The 19,722-nt window shown below is 77.2% G+C and carries 6 protein-coding genes; 1 reads left to right on the forward strand and 5 read right to left on the reverse strand.

The window, feature by feature from the left end:
* Positions 1–27: 27 nt before the first annotated feature.
* Positions 28–1,476 carry an MFS transporter gene (locus tag ACIP4P_RS03835; protein WP_400914387.1) on the reverse strand — a complete coding sequence of 483 codons (1,449 nt, stop codon included), beginning with the start codon at positions 1,474–1,476 and terminating at the stop codon, positions 28–30.
* A gap of 147 nt (positions 1,477–1,623) precedes the next feature.
* On the opposite strand from ACIP4P_RS03835, the gene ACIP4P_RS03840 reads away from it, so the two are divergent.
* On the forward strand, positions 1,624–2,556 hold the full coding sequence (locus ACIP4P_RS03840) for a TetR family transcriptional regulator (RefSeq protein WP_400914389.1): 933 nt from the start codon (positions 1,624–1,626) through the stop codon (positions 2,554–2,556).
* A gap of 65 nt (positions 2,557–2,621) precedes the next feature.
* Here ACIP4P_RS03840 and ACIP4P_RS03845 read toward each other — a convergent pair whose 3' ends face one another.
* The 4 genes from ACIP4P_RS03845 to ACIP4P_RS03860 all read right to left on the reverse strand — a co-directional run.
* Entirely contained in the window at positions 2,622–3,506 is an 885-nt protein-coding gene (locus ACIP4P_RS03845) for a TIGR03621 family F420-dependent LLM class oxidoreductase (protein ID WP_350510637.1), read from the reverse strand.
* A gap of 49 nt (positions 3,507–3,555) precedes the next feature.
* Complete coding sequence (locus ACIP4P_RS03850) at positions 3,556–7,596, reverse strand: type I polyketide synthase (RefSeq protein ID WP_400914392.1); 4,041 nt, start codon at positions 7,594–7,596, stop codon at positions 3,556–3,558.
* The gene (locus ACIP4P_RS03855) at positions 7,577–16,381 is read right to left on the reverse strand and encodes a type I polyketide synthase (RefSeq protein ID WP_400914444.1); all 8,805 of its coding nucleotides are present in this window, start codon (positions 16,379–16,381) and stop codon (positions 7,577–7,579) included. Before ACIP4P_RS03855 ends, ACIP4P_RS03850 begins: the two co-directional genes overlap by 20 nt.
* A 134-nt stretch (positions 16,382–16,515) precedes the next feature.
* On the reverse strand, positions 16,516–19,722 hold a 3,207-nt coding region (locus ACIP4P_RS03860), incomplete at its 5' end, for an SDR family NAD(P)-dependent oxidoreductase (RefSeq protein ID WP_400914394.1).

Genomic DNA, 19,722 nt, shown 5'->3' on the forward strand with positions numbered 1-19,722 from the left:
GGGTGTGGTTCTCGGACCCGCGGCCCGTCAGGCCTTGGCCTTGGGGCGGGTGATGACGAGCAGGGCGATCAGGACGGCGACGCCGCTGAAGGCCGCCGCGGCGACCACCGCGGTGGACAGGCCGTCGGCGAGCTGGGCCCGGTCGGGGTGCTGGGCGCCGTGCAGCGAGCCGCCGTAGAGGGTGGCGAGCACGGCGACGCCGAGCGAGAGGCCGATCTGCTGGACGGCCTGCAGCAGCCCGGAGGCCGCGCCGGTCTCCTTGGGCGCCAGACCGGCCAGGATGGTCATGTTGAGCGGGACGAAGCCCAGGCCGAGCCCGGCGCCGAGCAGCACCAGCGGGCCGAACAGGCCGGTCAGGTAGTCGCTGTGCGGGCCGGTGGCGGCGAGCCACAGGCTGTCGGCGAGCATCAGCGCCGCGCCGGTGACGATCAGCGTCTTGGCGCCGTACCTGGGGATCAGCTTGGCGGCGCTGCGGGCGGTGGCGAACTGGGCCAGGGCCATCGGCAGGAAGGCCAGCCCGGCGGTCAGCGGGGACAGGCCCAGGCCGTCCTGGACGTACAGCGAGAGCAGGAAGTAGGTGCCGCCCATCGCGGCGAACAGCAGCAGGAAGATCCCGTACGCGCCGGAGCGGGCGCGCTGGGCCAGCAGGCGCAGCGAGATCAGCGGCTGGCGGACCTTGGTCTCGGTGACCACGAACGCGCCGAGCAGCAGCACCCCGAGCACCAGGGCGGCCACCGTGGTGGCCGAACTCCAGCCCGCCGACGAGGCGTTGATCAGTCCGTAGACCAGGGCGGTCATGCCGGCGGTGGAGGTGAGGGCGCCGACCACGTCGGGGCGGGCCGGGTGCTTCTCGGTCTCCGCGAGCTGACGGGTGGCCAGGACGACGGCGGCCAGGCCGATCGGCACGTTGACGAAGAACACCAGCCGCCAGGAGAGCGTGGTGAGCAGGCCGCCGAGGATCAGCCCGATGGTGATGCCGAGCCCGGCGACGGTGGAGAACACCCCGAGCGCCCGGCTGCGTTCCGGGCCCTCCTTGAAGGTGACGGCGATCAGGGAGAGCGCGGCGGGCGCGGCGAAGGCGAAGCCGACGCCCTGGGCGGCGCGGGCCGCGATCAGCAGCGCGGAGTTCGGGGCGAGCCCGCCGAGCAGCGAGGCGGCGACCACCAGCAGCAGGCCCCAGATGAACATCCGGCGCCGGCCGAGGATGTCGCTGGCCCGTCCGCCGAGCAGCAGCAGCCCGCCGAAGGCCAGCGAGTAGGCGCTGAACACCCAGGCCAGGCCGTCCGGGGAGAAGTGCAGCCCGGACTGGATGCGGGGCAGCGCGATGTTCACGATGTTGCCGTCGACGGCCACCATCAGCTGGCAGGTGACGATCACCGCGAGGGCGAGCGGGCCGGCCCGGCCGGGGGCGGGTGTTGTCGGACTGGCGGCCGGGGTGGGCGGTTCGGCCACCGATGGCTGGTCGTGGGTCGTCATGGCCGGCTCCTTGAGCGTAGGGCAGGGCAGCGTCGAGGGAACGAGCGCGGTCGACGCTTGTAGACTGCTTCATGGTAGGGAGACGTCCTGATTGGGTCAACAAGTGTTGAACGAATGTGTCGCGGCGTGACGAGGCGAGGAGGCGGCATGGCAGAGTCCCGCAGTGGTGGTGCCGGGGTCGCGGCCGAGGCGGCGGGCACGGCGGAGGGTGCGGCGGAGGCGGCGCCCGCCGGGCGCGGCGAGCGGCGCAGCCGGAGCCGGCAGGCCATCCTGGCGGCGGCCCGGGAGCTGTTCTCCGAACTCGGCTACGAGCAGACCACGGTGCGCGCGGTGGCCCACCGGGCCGGGGTGGACCCGGCACTGGTGATGAAGCACCTCGGCTCCAAGGAGCAGCTGTTCGACGCGGTCTCGGAGATCGCCCTCAGCTTCGGCGGCGCCCTCGGCGGCCCCGCCGACCGGCTCGGCGAGCGGCTGCTCGCGCACGCGCTGGCCGACATCGACGGCCGGCCGGACCGCAGCATGCCGGTGCTGCGCTCGATGCTCACCCACCCGCAGGCCGCCGAGGCGGTGCGCTGCGCGGTCGCCGATCCGGGCAACAGCCCGGTGGCGGACGCGCTGACCGGTGACGACGTGGAGCTGCGGGCGACCCTGGTGGGCTCGGTGGTGCTCGGGCTGCTGGTCACCCGCTACCTGCTGCGGGTGCCCGAGGTCGACCGGGCGCCGGCCGAGCGGCTGGTCGAGCTGCTCGGGCCTTGCCTGCGGCCGCTGTTGGACGGCGGTGCGGCGGGCGGGGCGGGTGTGGTCGGGTCGGTCGGGGTGGGTGCCGGGGGCGAGCGGCCGGCGGACGGCCGCGGCGGCGGCGAAGGCGACGGCCCGGCGGCGGCGCTGGCCGGGCTGGCCGCCGCCGAGTCGGCCCGGCTGGCGGCGGCCGAGGAGGTGGACCGGCTGGCCCGGGAGGCGCTGGCGGCCGGGGCGTCCTTCGGCGAGGTCGGCCAGCTGCTGGGGATCAGCCGGCAGGCCGCCCGCAAGCGGTGGCCGCGCGGCGAGGACGCCCCCGTCGAGGGGCTGGCGACAACCTAGGTTGTCGCCCGGGTGGGGCGGCCGCCCGCCGGGCCGGGTGACAACCCAGGTTGTCGCGCTGGTCATCAGGTACCGGCCAGCGCTTCGACCACCGGCGCGAACGCCTCCTGATGGGCGTCCATCACCGTGAAGTAGGAGAAGCCGAAGCTGTCGCGCAGCTCCTTCACCTGGTCGATGATCTGCTGGACGGTACCGATCAGCAGCAGCGGTGTCTGCTCCAACTCGGTCAGCGGCACCGGCAGCTGGGTGGCCGCCACGTGCCGGATCGCGGCGTCCCGGTCCTCGGTCACGATCACCGCCTGGAGCAGCAGGTTCTTCTCCACCTGCGCCGCCCGCTCGCCCACCACCCGGTCGAAGTAGGCGACCCGCTCGGCGAGTTCGGCGCGCGGGATGAGCCGCAGCCCGCCGAACGCGGTCGGGTCGTAGCGCATCCCGATGAAGCCCACGATGTCGCCGTGCCGGGCGGCCAGCCGCAGCACCCGGTTGCCGTTGCCCGCGATCAGCAGCGGCACCGGGTCCTGCACGGCCGCCGGGACGTGCTCCGGGTCCCCGAGCAGCCGGCGCAGCTCCAGTACCGTGCGCTCCAGCGCGTCCACCCGGTCCTTGGGGGTGCCCGGGTCGAGGCCGAGCGCCTGGAACTCGGCGTGCACGTAGCCGGTGCCGAGCCCGACCTCGATCCGGCCGCCGGTCAGCCGGTCGACGGTGGCGATGTCCCGGGCGAGCAGCGGCGGGTGGTAGAAGCCGGAGTTGAGCACCAGGGTGCCGACCCGCAGGCCGGTCGCCGCGGCCGTGGCGACCAGCGGCGGGAAGGGCGCGGTCCGGCCCAGGTGGTCGGGGACCAGCAGGACGTCGTAGCCCTGCGACTCGACCTCCTTGGACAGGCTCTGCCACTGCTCGGCGTCGTCGGGGACGGCCAGCTTGCCGAGGCCGAAGCGGAACGGTCGGGTCATCGGGTTTCTCCTCGTGATCGGTCGGGGGTGCGGTCGGTGGGGTGGCCGCTCATCGCTCCAGCTCGGCGAGCCAGCGGTGGACGGCGTCGGCGGTGCCGGCGGAGTGGTCCTCCAGCACCGAGAAGTGGTCGCCGGGGATGTCGGCGCTCTCGTGCGGCAGTCGCCAGAAGGCGCGCCAGTCCGGGCCGCCGGGGCGGTCCCCGGTGCCGGGCAGCGGCTGCTCGGCGCGCAGCAGCAGGGTGCGGGTGGCGATCGGTTCGGGCTGCCAGGGGCCGAAGGTGCGCAGGTAGGCGCCCATCGCGGTGAGCCCGGTGTCGGTCAGGGTGAGGTCCTGGGTGCCGAGTCGCTCCAGCATCCCGCCGACCATCGCGGGCATCCACCACTCCATGCCGGGCAGCGTGGCGGTGTCCATCGGATAGGCGTCGACCAGCACCAGCCCGGCCGGTCGCACCCCGCGCCGCTCCAGCTCGGCGGTCACGGCGTGCGCCACGCACCCGCCGAGCGAGCGCCCCAACACTGCGAACTCCCGTTCCCCGTACAGCTCCTGGACGGCGTCGGCCTGCAGCCGGACGAAGGCGTCCACCGAGTCGGGCAGCACGCTGCCGGGCCGGTAGCCGGGGGCCGGGACGGCGTGCGCGGTGCGCCGTCCGTCCAGGGCCTGGCCGAACCGGGCGTACTCGTGCGGTCCGGACAGCGCGGTCAGCGCCGGGAAGCAGACCAGGGCGAGCGGTGCCCCGCCCTCGGCCAGCGCGACCGGGGGGACGGCGTGCCCGGCGCGGTCGTCGGCGGGGAAGGGGGTGCGCAGCTCGGACGCCGAGATCAGCAGCTGGGTGGCGGCCGGGATCCGTCCGGCCCGGCACAGGTCCAGGTAGACGGCGGCCAGCGGCTCGGCCGGGCCGCCGGCGGGGGTGGTGCGACGGTCCCGGAGCTCCTGGTGCAGGTGCTCGGCGAGGGCGAGCGGGTCGGGGTGGTGGATGGTGAGCGCGCCGGAGAGCCGCAGCCCGGTCGCGGCGGAGAGGCGGGCGCCGAGCTCCACCGAGGTGAGCGAGTCGAAGCCGTGCTCGACGAAGGCCGTATCGGCGGTCAGGGTGTCCGGGGTGGCGTGCCCGAGGACGGCGGCGGCTTCGGTGCGGACGAGGGCGAGGAGGGCGTCGAGCAGCTCGGGGGCGGGGAGTTCGGCGTGGCGTTCGGTCCAGTCGGCCGGGACGGCGGGCCGGGTGCCGGGACCGGGGAGGGCGGGGGCAGGGGTGGGGGAGCCGTCGAGCCAGAAGCGGGTGCGCTGGAAGGGGTAGCCGGGCAGGTCGACCCGCTGGACGGGCAGTCGGCCGAACGGGCCGGACCAGTCGACCGGCGCGCCCGCGGCGTGCAGGCGGCCGACGGCCGTCAGCAGGCTTTCCGGCTCCGGCTGGTCCCGGCGCAGGGTGGCGGCCAGGGTGGCCGGGCGGGGGCGCTGCCGCGGCTCCTCGGCGGCGAGGGCGTCCCCGGCCAGGGCGGTGAGGACGCCGTCGGGGCCGAGTTCCAGGAAGCGGGTGGCGCCCTCGGCCCGCAGGGTCCGGACCGCGTCCAGGAAGCGCACCGGCTGCCGGGCGTGCTCGGCCCAGTAGTCCGGGGCGGCGGGCTCGGCGGTGCCGGCGAGGCGGCCGGTGAGGTCGGAGACGAACGCGGTGTGCGGCCGGTGGAACGTCAGCCCCTTCACCACGGTGCGGAACTCGTCCAGGACCGGGTCCATCCGGTGCGAGTGGAAGGCGTGGCTGACCCGGAGCCGGGTGGCCCGCCGTCCGCGTGCCCGGAAGGCCTCGGCGACCGCCTCGACCTGCGGCTCCTCGCCGGAGATCACCATCGCGCGCGGGCCGTTGACCGCGGCAAGGCCCACCGTGCCGCCGTGGGGCGCGAGTTCGGCGAGCACCTCGCCCTCCTCGGCCTCCAGGGCGGCCATCGCCCCGCCGGGTGGCAGCTGCTGCATCAGTCGGCCGCGCGCGGCCACCAGGGCGGCGGCGTCCGGGAGTTCGAGCAGCCCGGCGGCGTGGGCGGCGGCGAGCGCGCCGACCGAGTGGCCGACCACCAGGTCCGGGCGCACGCCCCAGGCGTCCAGCAGGCGCAGCAGCGCCGTCTGGAGGGCGAACAGGGCGGGCTGGGCGTACTCGGTGCGGGTGAGCCGTTCGGCGTCGGCGGGCCGGCGCACGGGATCGGCGGGTCGGAGGACGGCCTCGGCGATCGGGAACGGCAGATGGCGGTCGAGTTCGGCGGTGACGGCGTCGAAGGCCCGGGCGAACTCCGGGTGGCGCCGGTACAACCCGGCTCCCATGCCCGGGCGCTGGCTGCCCTGTCCGGTGAACAGGAAGGCGGTCCGGCCGCCGGGGGCGGCGGGGGTGAGCGGCCCGGGATTGCTCGCGAAGGCCTCCAGCCGGGTGACGGCCTCCGCACGGTCGCGGGCCACCAGGACGGCCCGCGACGGGTGTCGGGTACCGGAGGCCAGCGACCAGGCGAGGTCGGCCGCCGGGGGCGGGTCGTCGCCGCGCAGGACCTCCGCGAGCTGCCGGGCCCGGGCCCGCAACGCCGCCTCGCTCCGCGCGCTGAGCACCCACGGCAGCGGGGGCGCTTCGGCGCCCGGGGCGGCGGGTCGGGGACCGTCGCTCGCGGCGCCCGCCGGCTCCTCCTCGGGCTCGACGTCGGCCTCGGGCTCGACGTCGGCCTCGGCTTCGGCTTCGGCCAGGATCACATGGGCGTTCGTCCCGCTCACCCCGAAGGCGGAGATCCCGGCGGCGCGCGGACGTCCGGTGTCCGGCCAGCTGCGCGGCTCGGTGAGGAGCCGCACGCCGCCGTCGGCCCAGTCCACGTGCGGGGTGGGCCGGTCCACGTGCAGGGTGCGCGGGAGGGTGCGGTGGCGGATCGCCTGGACCATCTTGATCACGCCCGCGACGCCGGCCGCTGCCGCGGTGTGGCCCAGGTTGGACTTCAACGAGCCCAGCCAGAGCGGCTGTTCGGCGTCGCGCCCGGTGCCGTAGACGGCCTGGAGGGCCTGGGCCTCGATCGGGTCGCCGAGGGTGGTGCCGGTGCCGTGGCCCTCGACCGCGTCCACCTCCCGCGGGGTGAGCCGGGCGTCGGCGAGCGCCGCCCGGATGACCCGCTGCTGGGCGGGGCCGCTGGGGGCGGTGAGGCCGTTGGAGGCGCCGTCCTGGTTGACGGCGGTGCCTCGCACGACGGCCAGCACCCGGTGTCCGTGGCGCCGGGCGTCGGACAGTCGTTCCAGCACCAGCAGGCCGGCCCCCTCGGCCCAGCCGGTGCCGTCGGCGGCCGCCGCGTAGGAGCGGCAGCGGCCGTCGGGGGAGAGTCCGCGTTGGCGGGAGAACTCCACGAAGCCGCTCGGGGAGGACATCACGGTGGCGCCGCCGGCGAGCGCGAGGTCGCTCTCGCCGGAGCGCAGCGAGCGCACGGCCAGGTGCAGGGCGACCAGCGAGGAGGAGCAGGCGGTGTCGACGGTGACGGCCGGGCCCTCGAAGCCGAAGGTGTAGGCGATCCGGCCGGAGGCGACGCTCGCCAGGTTGCCGATGCCCAGGTGGCCTTCGAGCTCGGCCGGGGCCGCCCCGGGACGGGTGTGGTACTCCTGCGCGGTGAGTCCGGCGAACACGGCGGTCCGGCTGCCGCGCAGCCCGTCCGGGTCGAGCCGGGCGTGTTCCAGCGCGTGCCAGGCGGTCTCCAGCAGCAGCCGCTGCTGGGGGTCGGTGGCCAGCGCCTCGCGCGGGGAGACGCCGAAGAAGGCGGCGTCGAAGTCGGCGGCGTCGGCCAGGAATCCGCCGTGCCGGGCGTAGCTGGTGCCGGGGACGGACGGGTCGGGGTGGTACAGCGCGTCGGTGTCCCAGCCGCGGTCCTCGGGCCAGCCGGTGACGGCGTCGCGTCCGGCGGTGACCAGGTCCCAGAGCAGGTCGGGGGAGTCGGCGCCGCCGGGCAGCCGGCAGGCCATCCCGATCACGGCGACCGGTTCGCCGCGCCGGTACTCGACCTGGTCCAGCCGCCGTTGGGCCTCGCGCACGTCGGCGAGCGCCCGGCGCAGGTACTGCCGCAGCCTCTCCTCATCGGCCATCGTGGCCACTCCTTCCGGTGGGGGCGGTGCCCGCGCCGGGCCGGGCCCGGTCGAGTTCGGCGAACAGTTCCTCGTCGCTGGCGGTCTCCAGGTCCAGCGCGGTGTCGATCGAAGTGCCCGGCGCGGCAACAGGGTTGGTGTCCTGCCTGCTGTCCGGGTCGGCGTCCGGGGCGCTGTCGAGGAGGGCGGCCAGGGCGGAGAGCCGGGCGGCCAGTTCGCGCCGGTCGGCCTCGGTGTCGGGCAGCGACTGCTCCAACCGGTCGAGCAGGCCCGGCAGTTCGGCAGGTCCGGAACCGGCGGCGACGGCCGGGACCAGCTGCTCGTCCAGGTGGTCCGCGATCGCGGCGGGCGTGGGCCGGTCGAAGACCAGGGTCACGGGCAGCCGCAGGCCGGTCGCGGCGACCAGTCGGTTGCGCAGGTCGACGGCGGTCAGCGACTCGAAGCCGAGGTCGCGGAAGGCCCGGTCGGGGAGCACCTCCTCCGTGTCGGGGTGGCCCAGGGCGGCCGCGGCCTGGCGGCGGACCAGGTCGAGCAGGTCGGCCCGCCGGGCGTCCGGGGCGAGTCCGGCCAGCCGGGCGGTCAGCCGGCCGCCGGGCGCACCGTCCGGCGTCTCGTCGTCCACCGGGCCGGTGGCCACCGCCGTGGTGAGCGGCCCGAGTTCGACGTCCAGCCAGTAGCGGCGGCGCTGGAAGGGGTAGGTGGGCAGGGCGGTCGGCACCGACCGGGCGCCGGCGAGCGCCCCGCCGAAGTCCACCGGCGCGCCCGCCACGAGCGCGGCGCCCGCCGAGAGCAGGAAGCGGTCCGGGCCGCCGTGGTCGCGGCGCAGGGTCTCGACGACGGCGCCGGGCAGGCCGCCGGCGTCCAGGGTGTCCTGGATCGCGCCGGTCAGCACGGGGTGCGGGCTGACCTCGATGAACAGGGTGCGGCCCGGTTCGGCGAGGTGCTGGACGACGGGGGCGAAGCGGACGGTGTGCCGCAGGTTGCGGTACCAGTACCCGGCGTCCAGTTCGGTGCCGGTGACCGGCCCGGCGGTGACGGTGGACCAGATCGGCAGCCGCGCGGCGCCCGGCCGGACCGGCGCCAGGACGGCCAGCAGCTCGTCCGCCACCTGGTCGATCACCGGGGAGTGCCCGGCCAGGGTGGCGGCCCGCAGCCGTTTGGCCCGCACGCCCTCGGCGGTGCAGGCGGCGACCAGTTCGTCCAGGGCGTCTTCCTCGCCGGCCACCACCACCGCGTTCGGCCCGTTGACGGTGGCCACCGCGAGGCGCTCCGGCCAGGCGGCGAGCCGCCGTTCGGCCTCGGCGAGCGGCAGCGCGACGGAGGCCATCGAACCCTGGCCGACCAGGGTGGCCAGGATCCGGCTGCGGGCGGCGACGATCAGCGCCGCGTCGTCCAGGCTGAGCGCCCCGGCGACGGTGGCGGCGGCGACCTCGCCCTGACTGTGCCCGACCACGGCGTCCGGGCGCACCCCGGACGACTCCCAGAGCGCGGCGAGCGCCACCAGGACGGCCCACAGGGCGGGTTGGGAGACCTCGACCCGGTCCAGCGAGGCCGCGCCGTCGTGCCGGCGGAGCACGTCGGTCAGGTCGAAGTCCAGGTGCGGGGCGATGGCCCGGGTGCACTCCGCGATCCGCTCGGCGAACACCGGTTCGGTGTCCAGCAGTTCACGGGCCATCCCGGCCCACTGGGAGCCGTGGCCGGGGAACACGAACACCGTCCGGGGCGCGCCGTCGGCCCGGCCCTGGACCAGCTCGGCGGCGGGCTCGCCGGCCGCCAGGGCGCGCAGGGCGGCGGAGGCGGCGGCCGGTTCGGCGGCGACCACCACAGCGCGGTGCTCGAACCGGGCCCGCCCGGCCAGCAGGGTGTGCGCCAGGTCGGCGGGTGCCTCGGTGGACTCGGCCAGGTGCTCGGCCAGCCGGACGGCCTGGGCGGCGAGCGCGCCGGCCGTCCGGGCGGAGAGCACCCAGGGCAGCGGCCTGGCCGAGGTGTCGCCCGGCGGGGCGGGCGGCTGCTCCGGGACCGGCGGCTGCTCGATGATCACATGGGCGTTGGTGCCGCTCACCCCGAAGGCCGAGATCCCCGCGCGGCGCGGTCGGCCGTCGGTCTCCGGCCAGTCCTGATGTTCCGTCAGGAGACTGACCCCGCCCGCGCTCCAGTCCACCTCGGGGGCGGGCTCGTCGATGTTCAGGGTGGCGGGCAGCCGGCCGTGGTGCAGTGCGCCGACCATCTTGATCAGTCCGGCGACACCCGCCGCGGCCTGGGTGTGGCCCAGATTGGACTTCAACGAGCCCAGCCAGAGCGGCCGTTCGGGCGCCCGGTCCGGACCGTAGACGGCCAGCAGGGCCTGGGCCTCGATCGGGTCGCCGAGCCGGGTGCCGGTGCCGTGCGCCTCGACCGCGTCCACCTCCTGGGGGGTGAGTCCGGCGGCGGCCAACGCCTGCCGCAGCACCCGCTGTTGGGCGGGCCCGTTGGGGGCGGTGAGGCCGTTGGAGGCCCCGTCCTGGTTGACGGCGCTGCCGCGCACCACGGCCAGCACCGGATGTCCGGCCCGCCGGGCGTCGGAGAGCCGTTCGAGCAGCAGCAGGCCGACGCCCTCCGCCCAGCTGGTCCCGTCGGCCGCGGCGGCGAAGGCCTTCACCCGGCCGTCCGGCGCGAAGGCGCGGTGCCGCGAGGTGGCCACCATCCCGGCGGGCGAGGCCATCACGGCCACCCCGCCGGCCAGCGCCAGGTCGGCCTCGCCGGAGCGCAGCGCCTGCGCGGCCAGGTGCAGGGCGACCAGCGAGGAGGAGCAGGCGGTGTCCACCGTGACGGCCGGGCCCTCGAAACCGAAGGCGTAGGAGATCCGCCCCGAGGCCACGCTGGCGGCGCTGCCGTTGTGCAGGTAGCCCTCCAACTCCTCGGGCAGCTCCCGCAGTCGGCCCGCGTAGTCGTTGTACATCACGCCGGTGTAGACCGCCGTCCGGCTGCCCCGCAGGGTGCCCGGGTCGACGCCGGCCCGTTCGAAGGCCTCCCACGCGGTCTCCAGCAGCAGCCGCTGCTGGGGGTCGGTGGCCAGTGCCTCGCGCGGGGAGATGCCGAAGAAGGCGGCGTCGAAGTCGGCGGCGTCGTGCAGGAATCCGCCGTACTGGGTGTAGGTGTGGCCGGGGCGGTCCGGGTCGGGGTCGTACAGCGACTCGTTGTCCCAGCCGCGGTCGGTGGGCCAGGGGGTGATCGCGTCCCGCCCGGAGTCGACCAGCTCCCAGAGCTGTTCGGGGGTGCTCACCCCGCCGGGGAAGCGGCAGCTCATCGCGACGATGACGACCGGGTCGTGGTCGTCCGGCCGGCCGGCCACGCGGACCGGGGCCTCGGCGGACTCCGCCCGCCCGCCCGGCAGTCGGGAGTCCAGGTGGGCGGCCAGCGCCTGCGCGCTGGGGTGGTCGAAGACCAGGGTGGCGGGCAGCCGCAGCTCGGTGGCGGCGGCCAGGCGGTTGCGCAGCTCGACGGCGGTCAGCGAGTCGAAGCCGAGGTCCTTGAACGCCCGGTCGGCGGCCACCCCGTCCGGTTCGGTGCGGCCGAGCACCACGGCGGCCTCCCGGCGGACCAGGGCGAGCAGCGCCTCCTGCCGCTGCCGGGCGTCCAGGCCGTGCAGTCGGGCCGCGAGGCCGCTGCGGTCGGCCGGGTCCGGTCCGGCGGCGGCGCTGCGGCGGGCGGGCCGGGGCCGGGCCAGCACCGCGCGCAGCACCGGCGGCACCAGGGTCGGATCGGCGTCCGTCCGCAGCGCCAGCGGCACCGGGAGCGGGTGGTCGGCGCGGATGGCGGCGTCGAACAGCGCGAGCCCCTCGTCCGTCGTCAGCGGCCGCACGCCCTGCCGGGCGAGCCGGGCCAGGTCGGCGGCGCCCAGGTGGCCGGTCAGGTCGCTGCCGTCCGCCCACAGGCCCCAGGCCAGGGAGACGGCGGGCAGCCCGGCGGCGCGCCGATGGGCGGCGAGGGCGTCCAAGAATGCGTTGGCGGCCGCGTAGTTGGCCTGCCCCTGGACGCCGAGCACACCGGCGGCGGAGGAGAACAGCAGGAAGGCCGACGGTCCGGCGTCCTTCGTCAGTTCGTGGAGGTGCCAGGCCGCGTCGAGCTTGGGGCGCAGCACGGTGTCCAGCCGGGCCGGGTCCAGCGCCGTCAGCAGGCCGTCGTCCAGCGCGCCGGCGGCGTGCACCACGGCGGTCAGCGGCCGCTCGGCGGGGATCCGGGCCAGCAGGTCGCGTACCGCCTCCCGGTCGGCCGCGTCGGCGGCCACGGCGACGGCCTGCGCCCCGAGGTCGGCCAGCTCGGCCAGGAACGCCGCGGCGCCGGGGGTGTCCGGCCCGCGCCGGGCCGCCAGCACCAGGTGCCGGGCGCCGTGCTCGACGACCAGCCGACGGGTCACCAGTCGGCCGAGCAGGCCCAGGCCGCCGGTCACCAGCACGGTGCCGTCGGGGTCGAGCAGCGGGCGCGCCGGGGTGCCGGGGGCGGAGGGGTCGTCGGGGGCGGCGGGGGCGGGTTGGACGGTCAGCCGGGGGACGGAGGCGGTGCCGAGGCGCAGCGCCACCTGGGTCTCCCCGGCGGCGGTCGCGGCGGCCAGCGCCCCGGGCAGGGCGCGCCGGGACTCGGCGCTGCCGTCCAGGTCGACCAGCAGCAGCCGTTCGGGGTGCTCGGCCTGGGCGGAGCGCAGCAGGCCCCAGACCGGCGCGGCGGCGAGGTCGACGGACTCCCCGGCGACGGACACCGCCCCGGAGGTGACCACCACCAGCCGACGGTCCGCCGGCTCGGGCCGGGTCAGCCAGTCCTGGACGGTGGCCAGGACGGCGTGCAGCAGCTCCCGGGCGCGCTCCGGCACCGGGGCAGTGCCGTCGGCCGGGGTGGTGCCGTCGGCCGGGGTGGTGCCGGCGGCCGGGACGGTGTCGGCAGAGGGGACGGGCAGCCAGAAGGTCGCGGCCCGCGCCTCGGCCACGGCGGCGACGTCCGGATACCCCGGAAGCTCCCGGCCGAGGTCGATCCGGTCCGGGCCGAGCACGGCCCAGTCCTCCGATCCGCCCTCGGCGGGCGGGAGTTCGCTCCACCCGGCGACGTGCAGCGGCAGCCCGGACACCGGGCCGGCCAGCTGGTCGGGGCGGACCGGGCGGGAGACCAGCGAGCCGACCGTGAGGACGGGCGCGCCGGCCGGGTCGGTGGCGTCCAGGACCACGGCGTCACCCGGGCCGGGCCGCAGCCGCACCCGCAGCGCGGTGGCGCCGCTCGCGTGCAGCCGGACCCCGGCCCAGGCGAAGGGCAGCGGCACGCCCTGCTCCTCCGGGGCGTCGGCGGCCGGTTCGGCGAGGTGGAACGCGGCGTCGAGCAGCGCCGGGTGCATGCCGTAGCGGGCCGCGTCGGCCTGCTCGTCCGCCGCCAGGGCGATCTCCGCGTACAGCTCCGGGCCGAGCCGCCAGGCCGCGCGCAGGCCCTGGAAGGACGGCCCGTAGGCCCGTCCGCCGTCGGCCAGCCGCTGGTAGCGGCCGTCCAGCGGGACGGCGACGGCCCCGACCGGGGGCCAGGCGTCCCCGGCCGTCGACCAGGCGGAACTCTGCTCGGGGAGCTCACCGGCGGCGAGCACGCCGTGCGCGTGCCGCTGCCAGTCGCCCGCCCCCGCCCGCTGCCGCTGGACCCGCGCGTGCACGGCCACCGGCCGCCGCCCGGCGGCGTCCGGGGCGCCCACCGTCACCTGGAGCTCGACGGCCTGCCCCTCGGGCAGCACCAACGGCGCCTCCAGCACCAGTTCGTCGAGCACCGGCAGGCCCAGCTCGTCCCCGGCGCGGACGGCGAGTTCGACCAGGGCGGTGCCCGGGACGACCGTCCGGCCGAGCACCGCGTGGTCGGCGAGCCACGGGTGGGTGGCCGTGGACAGCCGCCCGGTGAGGGTCGCCCCGCCGCCCTCGGCGGGCTGCAGGACGGCGCCGAGCAGCGGGTGCCCGGCGGCGCGCAGGCCCAGGGTGAGCGGGTCGCCGCCGTGGTCGGCGCGCCGCTCCAGCCAGTAGCGGCGGCGCTGGAACGGGTAGGTCGGCAGGTCGACCCGGGCGGCGGGGCGCGGGCCGAGCGCGGGCGTCCAGTCGACCGGCACCCCGGCGACCGCGAGCTGCCCGACCGAGGCCAGGAAGCGGGCCGGCCCGCCCTCGTCCCGGCGCAGCGAGCCGGTGGCGGACACCTCCGGGTGCCCGGCGTCCTCGGCGGTGGCCTGGACGGCGGCGGTCAGCACCGGGTGCGGACTGGCCTCGACGAACACCCCGTGGCCGCTGTCCAGCAGCCGCCGGACGGCCTGCTCGAAGCGGACGGTCCGCCGCAGGTTGGTGTACCAGTAGTCGCCGTCCATCCGCTCGGTGTCCAGCCAGTCGCCGGTGACGGTGGACAGCAGCGGGGTGTGCCCGGTGCGCGGGGCGACCGGGGCCAGGGCGGTGGCCAGCTGCGCGCGGATCCGCTCGACCTGCGGGGAGTGCGAGGCGTAGTCGACGGGCACCCGGCGGATCCGCAGCTCCTCCCGCTCGCCGAGCGCGACCAGTTCGTCCAGTGCGGCCGGCTCGCCCGCGACGACCACCGCCGCCGGACCGTTCACCACCGCGACGGACAGCCGGTCGCCCCACGGCGCGATCAGCTCCTCGGCCCGGGCGGGCGGCAGCGGCACCGAGGCCATCCCGCCGGAACCGGCCAGCGCCACGATCGCCCGGCTGCGCAGCGCCACCACCCGCGCGGCGTCCTCCAGGGTCAGCGCCCCGGCCACGTACGCGGCGGCGATCTCGCCCTGGCTGTGGCCGACCACGGCGTCCGGCCGCACCCCGTAGGACTCCCACAGCGCGGCCAGCGACACCATCACCGCCCACAGCGCGGGCTGCACCACGTCGACCCGGTCGTAGCCGGGCGCGCCGTCCCGGCCGCGCAGCACGTCCTCCAGCGACCAGTCGGCGAACTCCGCCAGCGCCTTCCCGCAGGCGGCGATCCGTTCGGCGAACACCGGTGCGGTGTCCAGGAGTTCGGCGGCCATGCCGAGCCACTGGGCGCCCTGGCCGGGGAACACCAGGACCACCTTGCGGTCGGCGCCGGCCCGGCCGCGCAGCACCGCCGGGGAGGACTCGCCGGCGGCCAGCGCGGCCAGGGCGGCGAGCAGCTCGGGGGCGTCCCGGCCGACCAGGACGGCGCGCTCCTCGAAGGCGGTGCGCTCGGCGACCAGGGCGTGCCCGATCGCGGCGAGCTCGATCGCGGTGGGCCCGATCGCGGTGGGCCCGGCGGCGCCGTCGTGCCCGTCCCGGACCAGCGCGGCCAGCCGGGCGGCCTGCTCCCGCAGCGCCTCGTCGGTGCGGGCGGAGAGCGTCCAGGCCAGCGGGCCCGCCGGGGCCTCGGACGCATCCGGTTCCGGCTCGGACGGCGGCTGCGAGGCCTCCGGTTCCGGCTCGGGCGGCGCCTCCTCCAGGATCACGTGGGTGTTGGTGCCGCTGACCCCGAACGCCGACACCCCGGCCCGCCGGGGCGTGTCGGTACGCGGCCACGGCCGGTCCTCGGTGAGCAGCCGGACCGCGCCCGACGCCCAGTCCACGTGCGGGGACGGCTCGTCCACGTGCAGGGTGCGCGGCAGCACCTGGTTGCGCAGCGCCTGCACCATCTTGATCACCCCGGCCGCGCCGGCCGCGGCCTGGGTGTGCGCCAGGTTGGACTTGACCGAGCCCAGCCACAGCGGCCGGTCCGCCGCCCGGTCCCGGCCGTAGGTGTCGAGCAGGGCCTGGGCCTCGATCGGGTCGCCGAGCCGGGTGCCGGTGCCGTGCGCCTCGACCGCGTCGACCTGCTCGGCGGCGACCCCCGCGTCGGCGAGCGCCGCGCGGATGACCCGCTGCTGGGCGGGGCCGTTGGGCGCGGTCAGCCCGTGCGAGGCGCCGTCCTGGTTGACGGCGGTGCCGCGCACCACGGCCAGCACCCGGTGCCCGTTGCGCCGGGCGTCCGAGAGCCGCTCGACCAGCAGCAGCGCCACGCCCTCCGACCAGCCGGTGCCGTCCGCGGCGGCGGCGAAGGCCTTGCAGCGGCCGTCGGGGGAGAGGCCGTGCTGCCGGGAGAACTCGACGAAGATCTGCGGCGTGGTCATCACCGTGACCCCGCCGGCCAGCGCGAGGTCGCACTCGCCCGAGCGCAGCGAGCGCACCGCCAGGTGCAGTGCCACCGAGGAGGCCGAGCAGGCGGTGTCGACGGTGACCGCCGGGCCCTCCAGGCCCAGGCTGTACGAGATCCGGCCGGAGGCGACGCTCGCCGCGTTGCCGACCGCGAGGTAGCCCTCCAGTTCCTCGGGCGCGGTGCCGGGCGGCGGCGGGTAGTCGTTGCCGTTGGTGCCGACGAACACCCCGGTGGCGGAGCCGCGCAGTTCGCCCGGCTTGATCCCGGCCCGCTCGAAGGCCTCCCAGGCGGTCTCCAGCAGCAGCCGGTGCTGCGGGTCGCTGGCCAGCGCCTCGCGGGGCGAGATGCCGAAGAAGTCGGCGTCGAACCCGCCGGGCGCGGCGAGGAAGGCGCCGTTGCCGGTGGACGAGGTCCGGGGGTGGTCCGGGTCGGGGTCGAACAACGTGCTCAGGTCCCAGCCCCGGTCGGTGGGGAAGTCGCCGACCGCGTCGCCGCCCTCGGCGACCAGCCGCCACAGGTCCTCCGGGGAGTCCACGCCGCCGGGGAAGTGGCAGGCCATGCCGACGATCGCCACCGGCTCGCTGTCGCGGTCCTTCACCTCGCGCAACTCGCGGCGGGTCTCGTGCAGTTCGGCGGTCACCCGCTCCAGGAGGTAGCGCATCCTGCCGTCGTTCAAGGTCTCTTCCTTCGTAGCCGGGTCAGCCGTGCGCGGGCACGGCGCGCGGGTGGCGGTGGGACGGGTCGCGGTGGGAGGGGTGGTGGACGGTCGAGGTGGGACGGGTGGCGGTCGGACGGTCAGGAGATGCCGAGTTCCCGGCCGATGAAGTCCACGAGCTCGTCGTCGCTCGCCGCGGCCAGGCCCGCGCTCAGCCCGGAGTCGCGGCGGACCCCGGCCAGCGCACCGAGCCGTTCGAGCACCTGGTCGCGGTCCGGGTCGTCCGGCTCCAGCGCGGCGAACAGCCGCTCCAGCCGGTCGAGTTCGGCCAGCAGGGTGCCTCCCGTCCCGGTGTCCGGGGGGCTCGGCAGGTCCAGCCGGTCCAGCAGGCGGTCGGCCAGGGCCTCCGGCGTCGGGTGGTCGAAGACCAGGGTGGCGGGCAGCCGAAGACCGGTCAGCCGACCCAGGCGGTTGCGCAGTTCGACGGTGGCGATCGAGTCGAAGCCCTGGTCGCGGAAGCCCCGCAGCGGGGCCACGCTGTCGCCGTCCCGGCGGCCGAGCACGGCGGCGGCCTCGGCCCGGACCCGGCGAAGCAGCTGCTGGCGGCGCTCGGCCGGGGGCAGGGCCGTCAGTTCCGCCCGCAGACCGGTGGACTCGCCCGCGTCAGCGGTGCCGACGGTGCCGGTGCCGGCGGTGTCGGCGGCGGGAGTCGCGGGGAGCAGCTCGGCGAGCAGCGGGTGGGGACGGACGGCGGCCAGGGCCGGCCAGTCGGCGGCGGCGACCAGCAGGTGCGGGACGGACTCGGCGAGCGCCCGGTCCAGTGCGGTCAGCGCCGTCCCGGGGTCCATCGGCAGGTAGCCGTACCGCCGGCTCTGCCGGGCCGCCGCCGGGTCGGCGATGCCCTCGCCCGCCCACAGGCCCCAGGAGACCGAGGTCGCGGGCAGCCCGGCGGCCCGGCGGTGCAGTGCCAGGGCGTCCAGGTAGGCGTTGCCGGGCGCGTAGTTCCCCTGCCCGGGCAGGCCGGTCAGGGCGGCGGCGGAGGAGAACAGCACGAAGGCCTCCAGGTCCAGCCCCCGGGTCAGCTCGTCCAGATGCCGCGCCCCCAGCGCCTTGACCCGCAGCACCCGGTCCAGCTGCTCCACGGTCAGCTCGCCGAGCGTGGCGTCGTCCAGCACGGCCGCCGTGTGCACCACGGCGGTCAGCGGCAGCCCCTCGGGAAGCTCGTTCAGCAGCCGGGCCAGCGCGGACCGGTCCGCCACGTCCACCGCGGCGAAGCTCACCCGGTGCGCGCCGAGTCCGGTCAGCTCGGCCGCCAGTTCGGTGGCGCCGGGCGCGGCCCCGCCGCGCCGGCTGACCAGCAGCAGGTGCTCGGCGCCCCGGCGGGCCAGCCGGCGGGCGGTGTGCCCGGCCAGGGCCCCGGAGCCGCCGGTGATCAGCACCGTTCCGGTCGGCGCGGACAGCGGGACGGGCCCGGCGCCGGGAGCATCCGCTACGGCCGGGGCCGGGACCAGACGGCGGGCGAACAGGCCCTCGGCCCGCACCGCGAGCTCCGCCTCCGGTCCGCCCGCGAGCAGCGCCCGGACGGCCCGGGCGGCGGCCCGGCTGCCCGGCTCGCCGGGCAGGTCCATCAGGCCGCCCCACTGCGGGGTCTCGGTGGCGGCGACCGCCCCGAGGCCCCAGACCAGCGCCCCGGCGGGGTCGGCCACCGGATCACCGGGCCCGGTGGCGGCCGCGCCCGAGGTCACCGACCACAGCGGCGCCTCCACCCCCGCCGCCTCCAGCGCCTGGAGCAGGGCCAAGGTGCCCGCGAGGGAACCCGGCACGGCCGGACGCCCCTCGACCGGCGCGGACCCCAGGGACAGCAGGGACAGCACCCCGGAGAGCGGCCCGTCCCGGTCCTCCGGGCCGGCACCGAGGCGGCTGAACACCGCCTGGGTGCCGAGCACCGCGGCCGTCTCCCGGTCCACCGACGCCGCCGGACGGACCGGGCCCGCCGTCAGCTGCGCGGTGAGCCGCGCCCGGTCGGCCGCCGGCCCCACCTCGATCCGGTCGACCGCCGCACCGGCCCGCCGCAGCGCGCCGTCCAGCAGCTCCCGCCAGAGCGAGACCCGCTCGGCCTCCTCCGGCGCCAGCCGCTCCGGCTCGGGCAGGACCAGCAGCCAGCGGCCGGGCGCGCCCACGGGCTCCCCCTCGGGCACCGGCCGCCAGGCCACCCGGTGCCGCCAGCCGTCGAGTTCACCGTCGCGCTCGCGCGCCGCACGCCAACCGGCCAGCGAGGGCAGCACCGTGCCCAGGGCGGACCGCCCGGCCTCGCCGTCGACCCGCAGCAGCTCGGCGACCGTGCCGACGTCCTGCCGGGCGATCGCCGACCAGAGGCCGTCCTCGCCGGGCGTGGCGGTGCCGCCCTCGCGCTGCTCCTCCGGGACGTCCGACCAGTGGCGCTCGTGCTGGAAGGCGTACGTCGGCAGCACCTCGGCGGTGCCGGGGACGCCGCCGAGCAGGGCCGTCCAGTCCACCGGGGTGCCGTGGGCGTAGACCGTGCCGAGGGCGCTGAGCAGGGTTTCCGACTCGGGCCGGTCGCGGCGGAGCAGTGCGGCCACGGCGGGTTCCGGTGCGGGTGCCGCGGCGTCGGCCAGGGCGGCCCGGGTGAGTGCGGTGAGGACGCCGTCCGGGCCGAGTTCCAGGTAGCCGGTGACGCCGTCGGCGGCCAGCCCGCGTGCCGCGTCCAGGTAGCGGACGGCCTGCCGGGCGTGGGCGGTCCAGTGCGCGGCCGTCAACGGGTGCTGGGCGTCGAAGAGTCGGCCGTCGAGGGCGGAGCGGATCGGGATGCGCGGCGGGTGGTGCGGCAGGGCGGCGGCGATCCGGCCGAACTCGGCGAGCATCGGCTCCATCAGCGAGGAGTGGAAGGCGTGACTGGTCCGCAGTCGGCGGACCCGTAGGCCCAGCGCCCGGAAGCGCTCCGCCAGCGCCTCGACCGCCGCGTCCTCGCCGGAAATCACGGTCGAGTCCGGGGAGTTGACGGCAGCGACGGCCACCACACCGTCCACGGCGGCGAGTTCGGCCAGCACCCGGGCCTCGTCGGCCTCGACCGCGAGCATCGCCCCGCCCGCCGGGAGCGCGTCCATCAGCCGGGCCCGGGCGGCCACCAGGGTCACTGCGTCCTCCAGCGTGAGCACCTGGGCGACGTACGCGGCCGTGATCTCGCCGATCGAGTGCCCGGCGAGCCGGTCGGGCCGGACGCCCCAGGACTCCAGCAGGTGGTGGAGGGCGGTTTGGAGGGCGAAGAGGGCGGGTTGGGTGTAGGCGGTGCGGTGGAGGAGGTGGGCTTCGGGGGTGTCGGGGTGGGC

The sequence above is a fragment of the Kitasatospora sp. NPDC089509 genome, from assembly GCF_044749365.1.
Taxonomy (GTDB): domain Bacteria; phylum Actinomycetota; class Actinomycetes; order Streptomycetales; family Streptomycetaceae; genus Kitasatospora.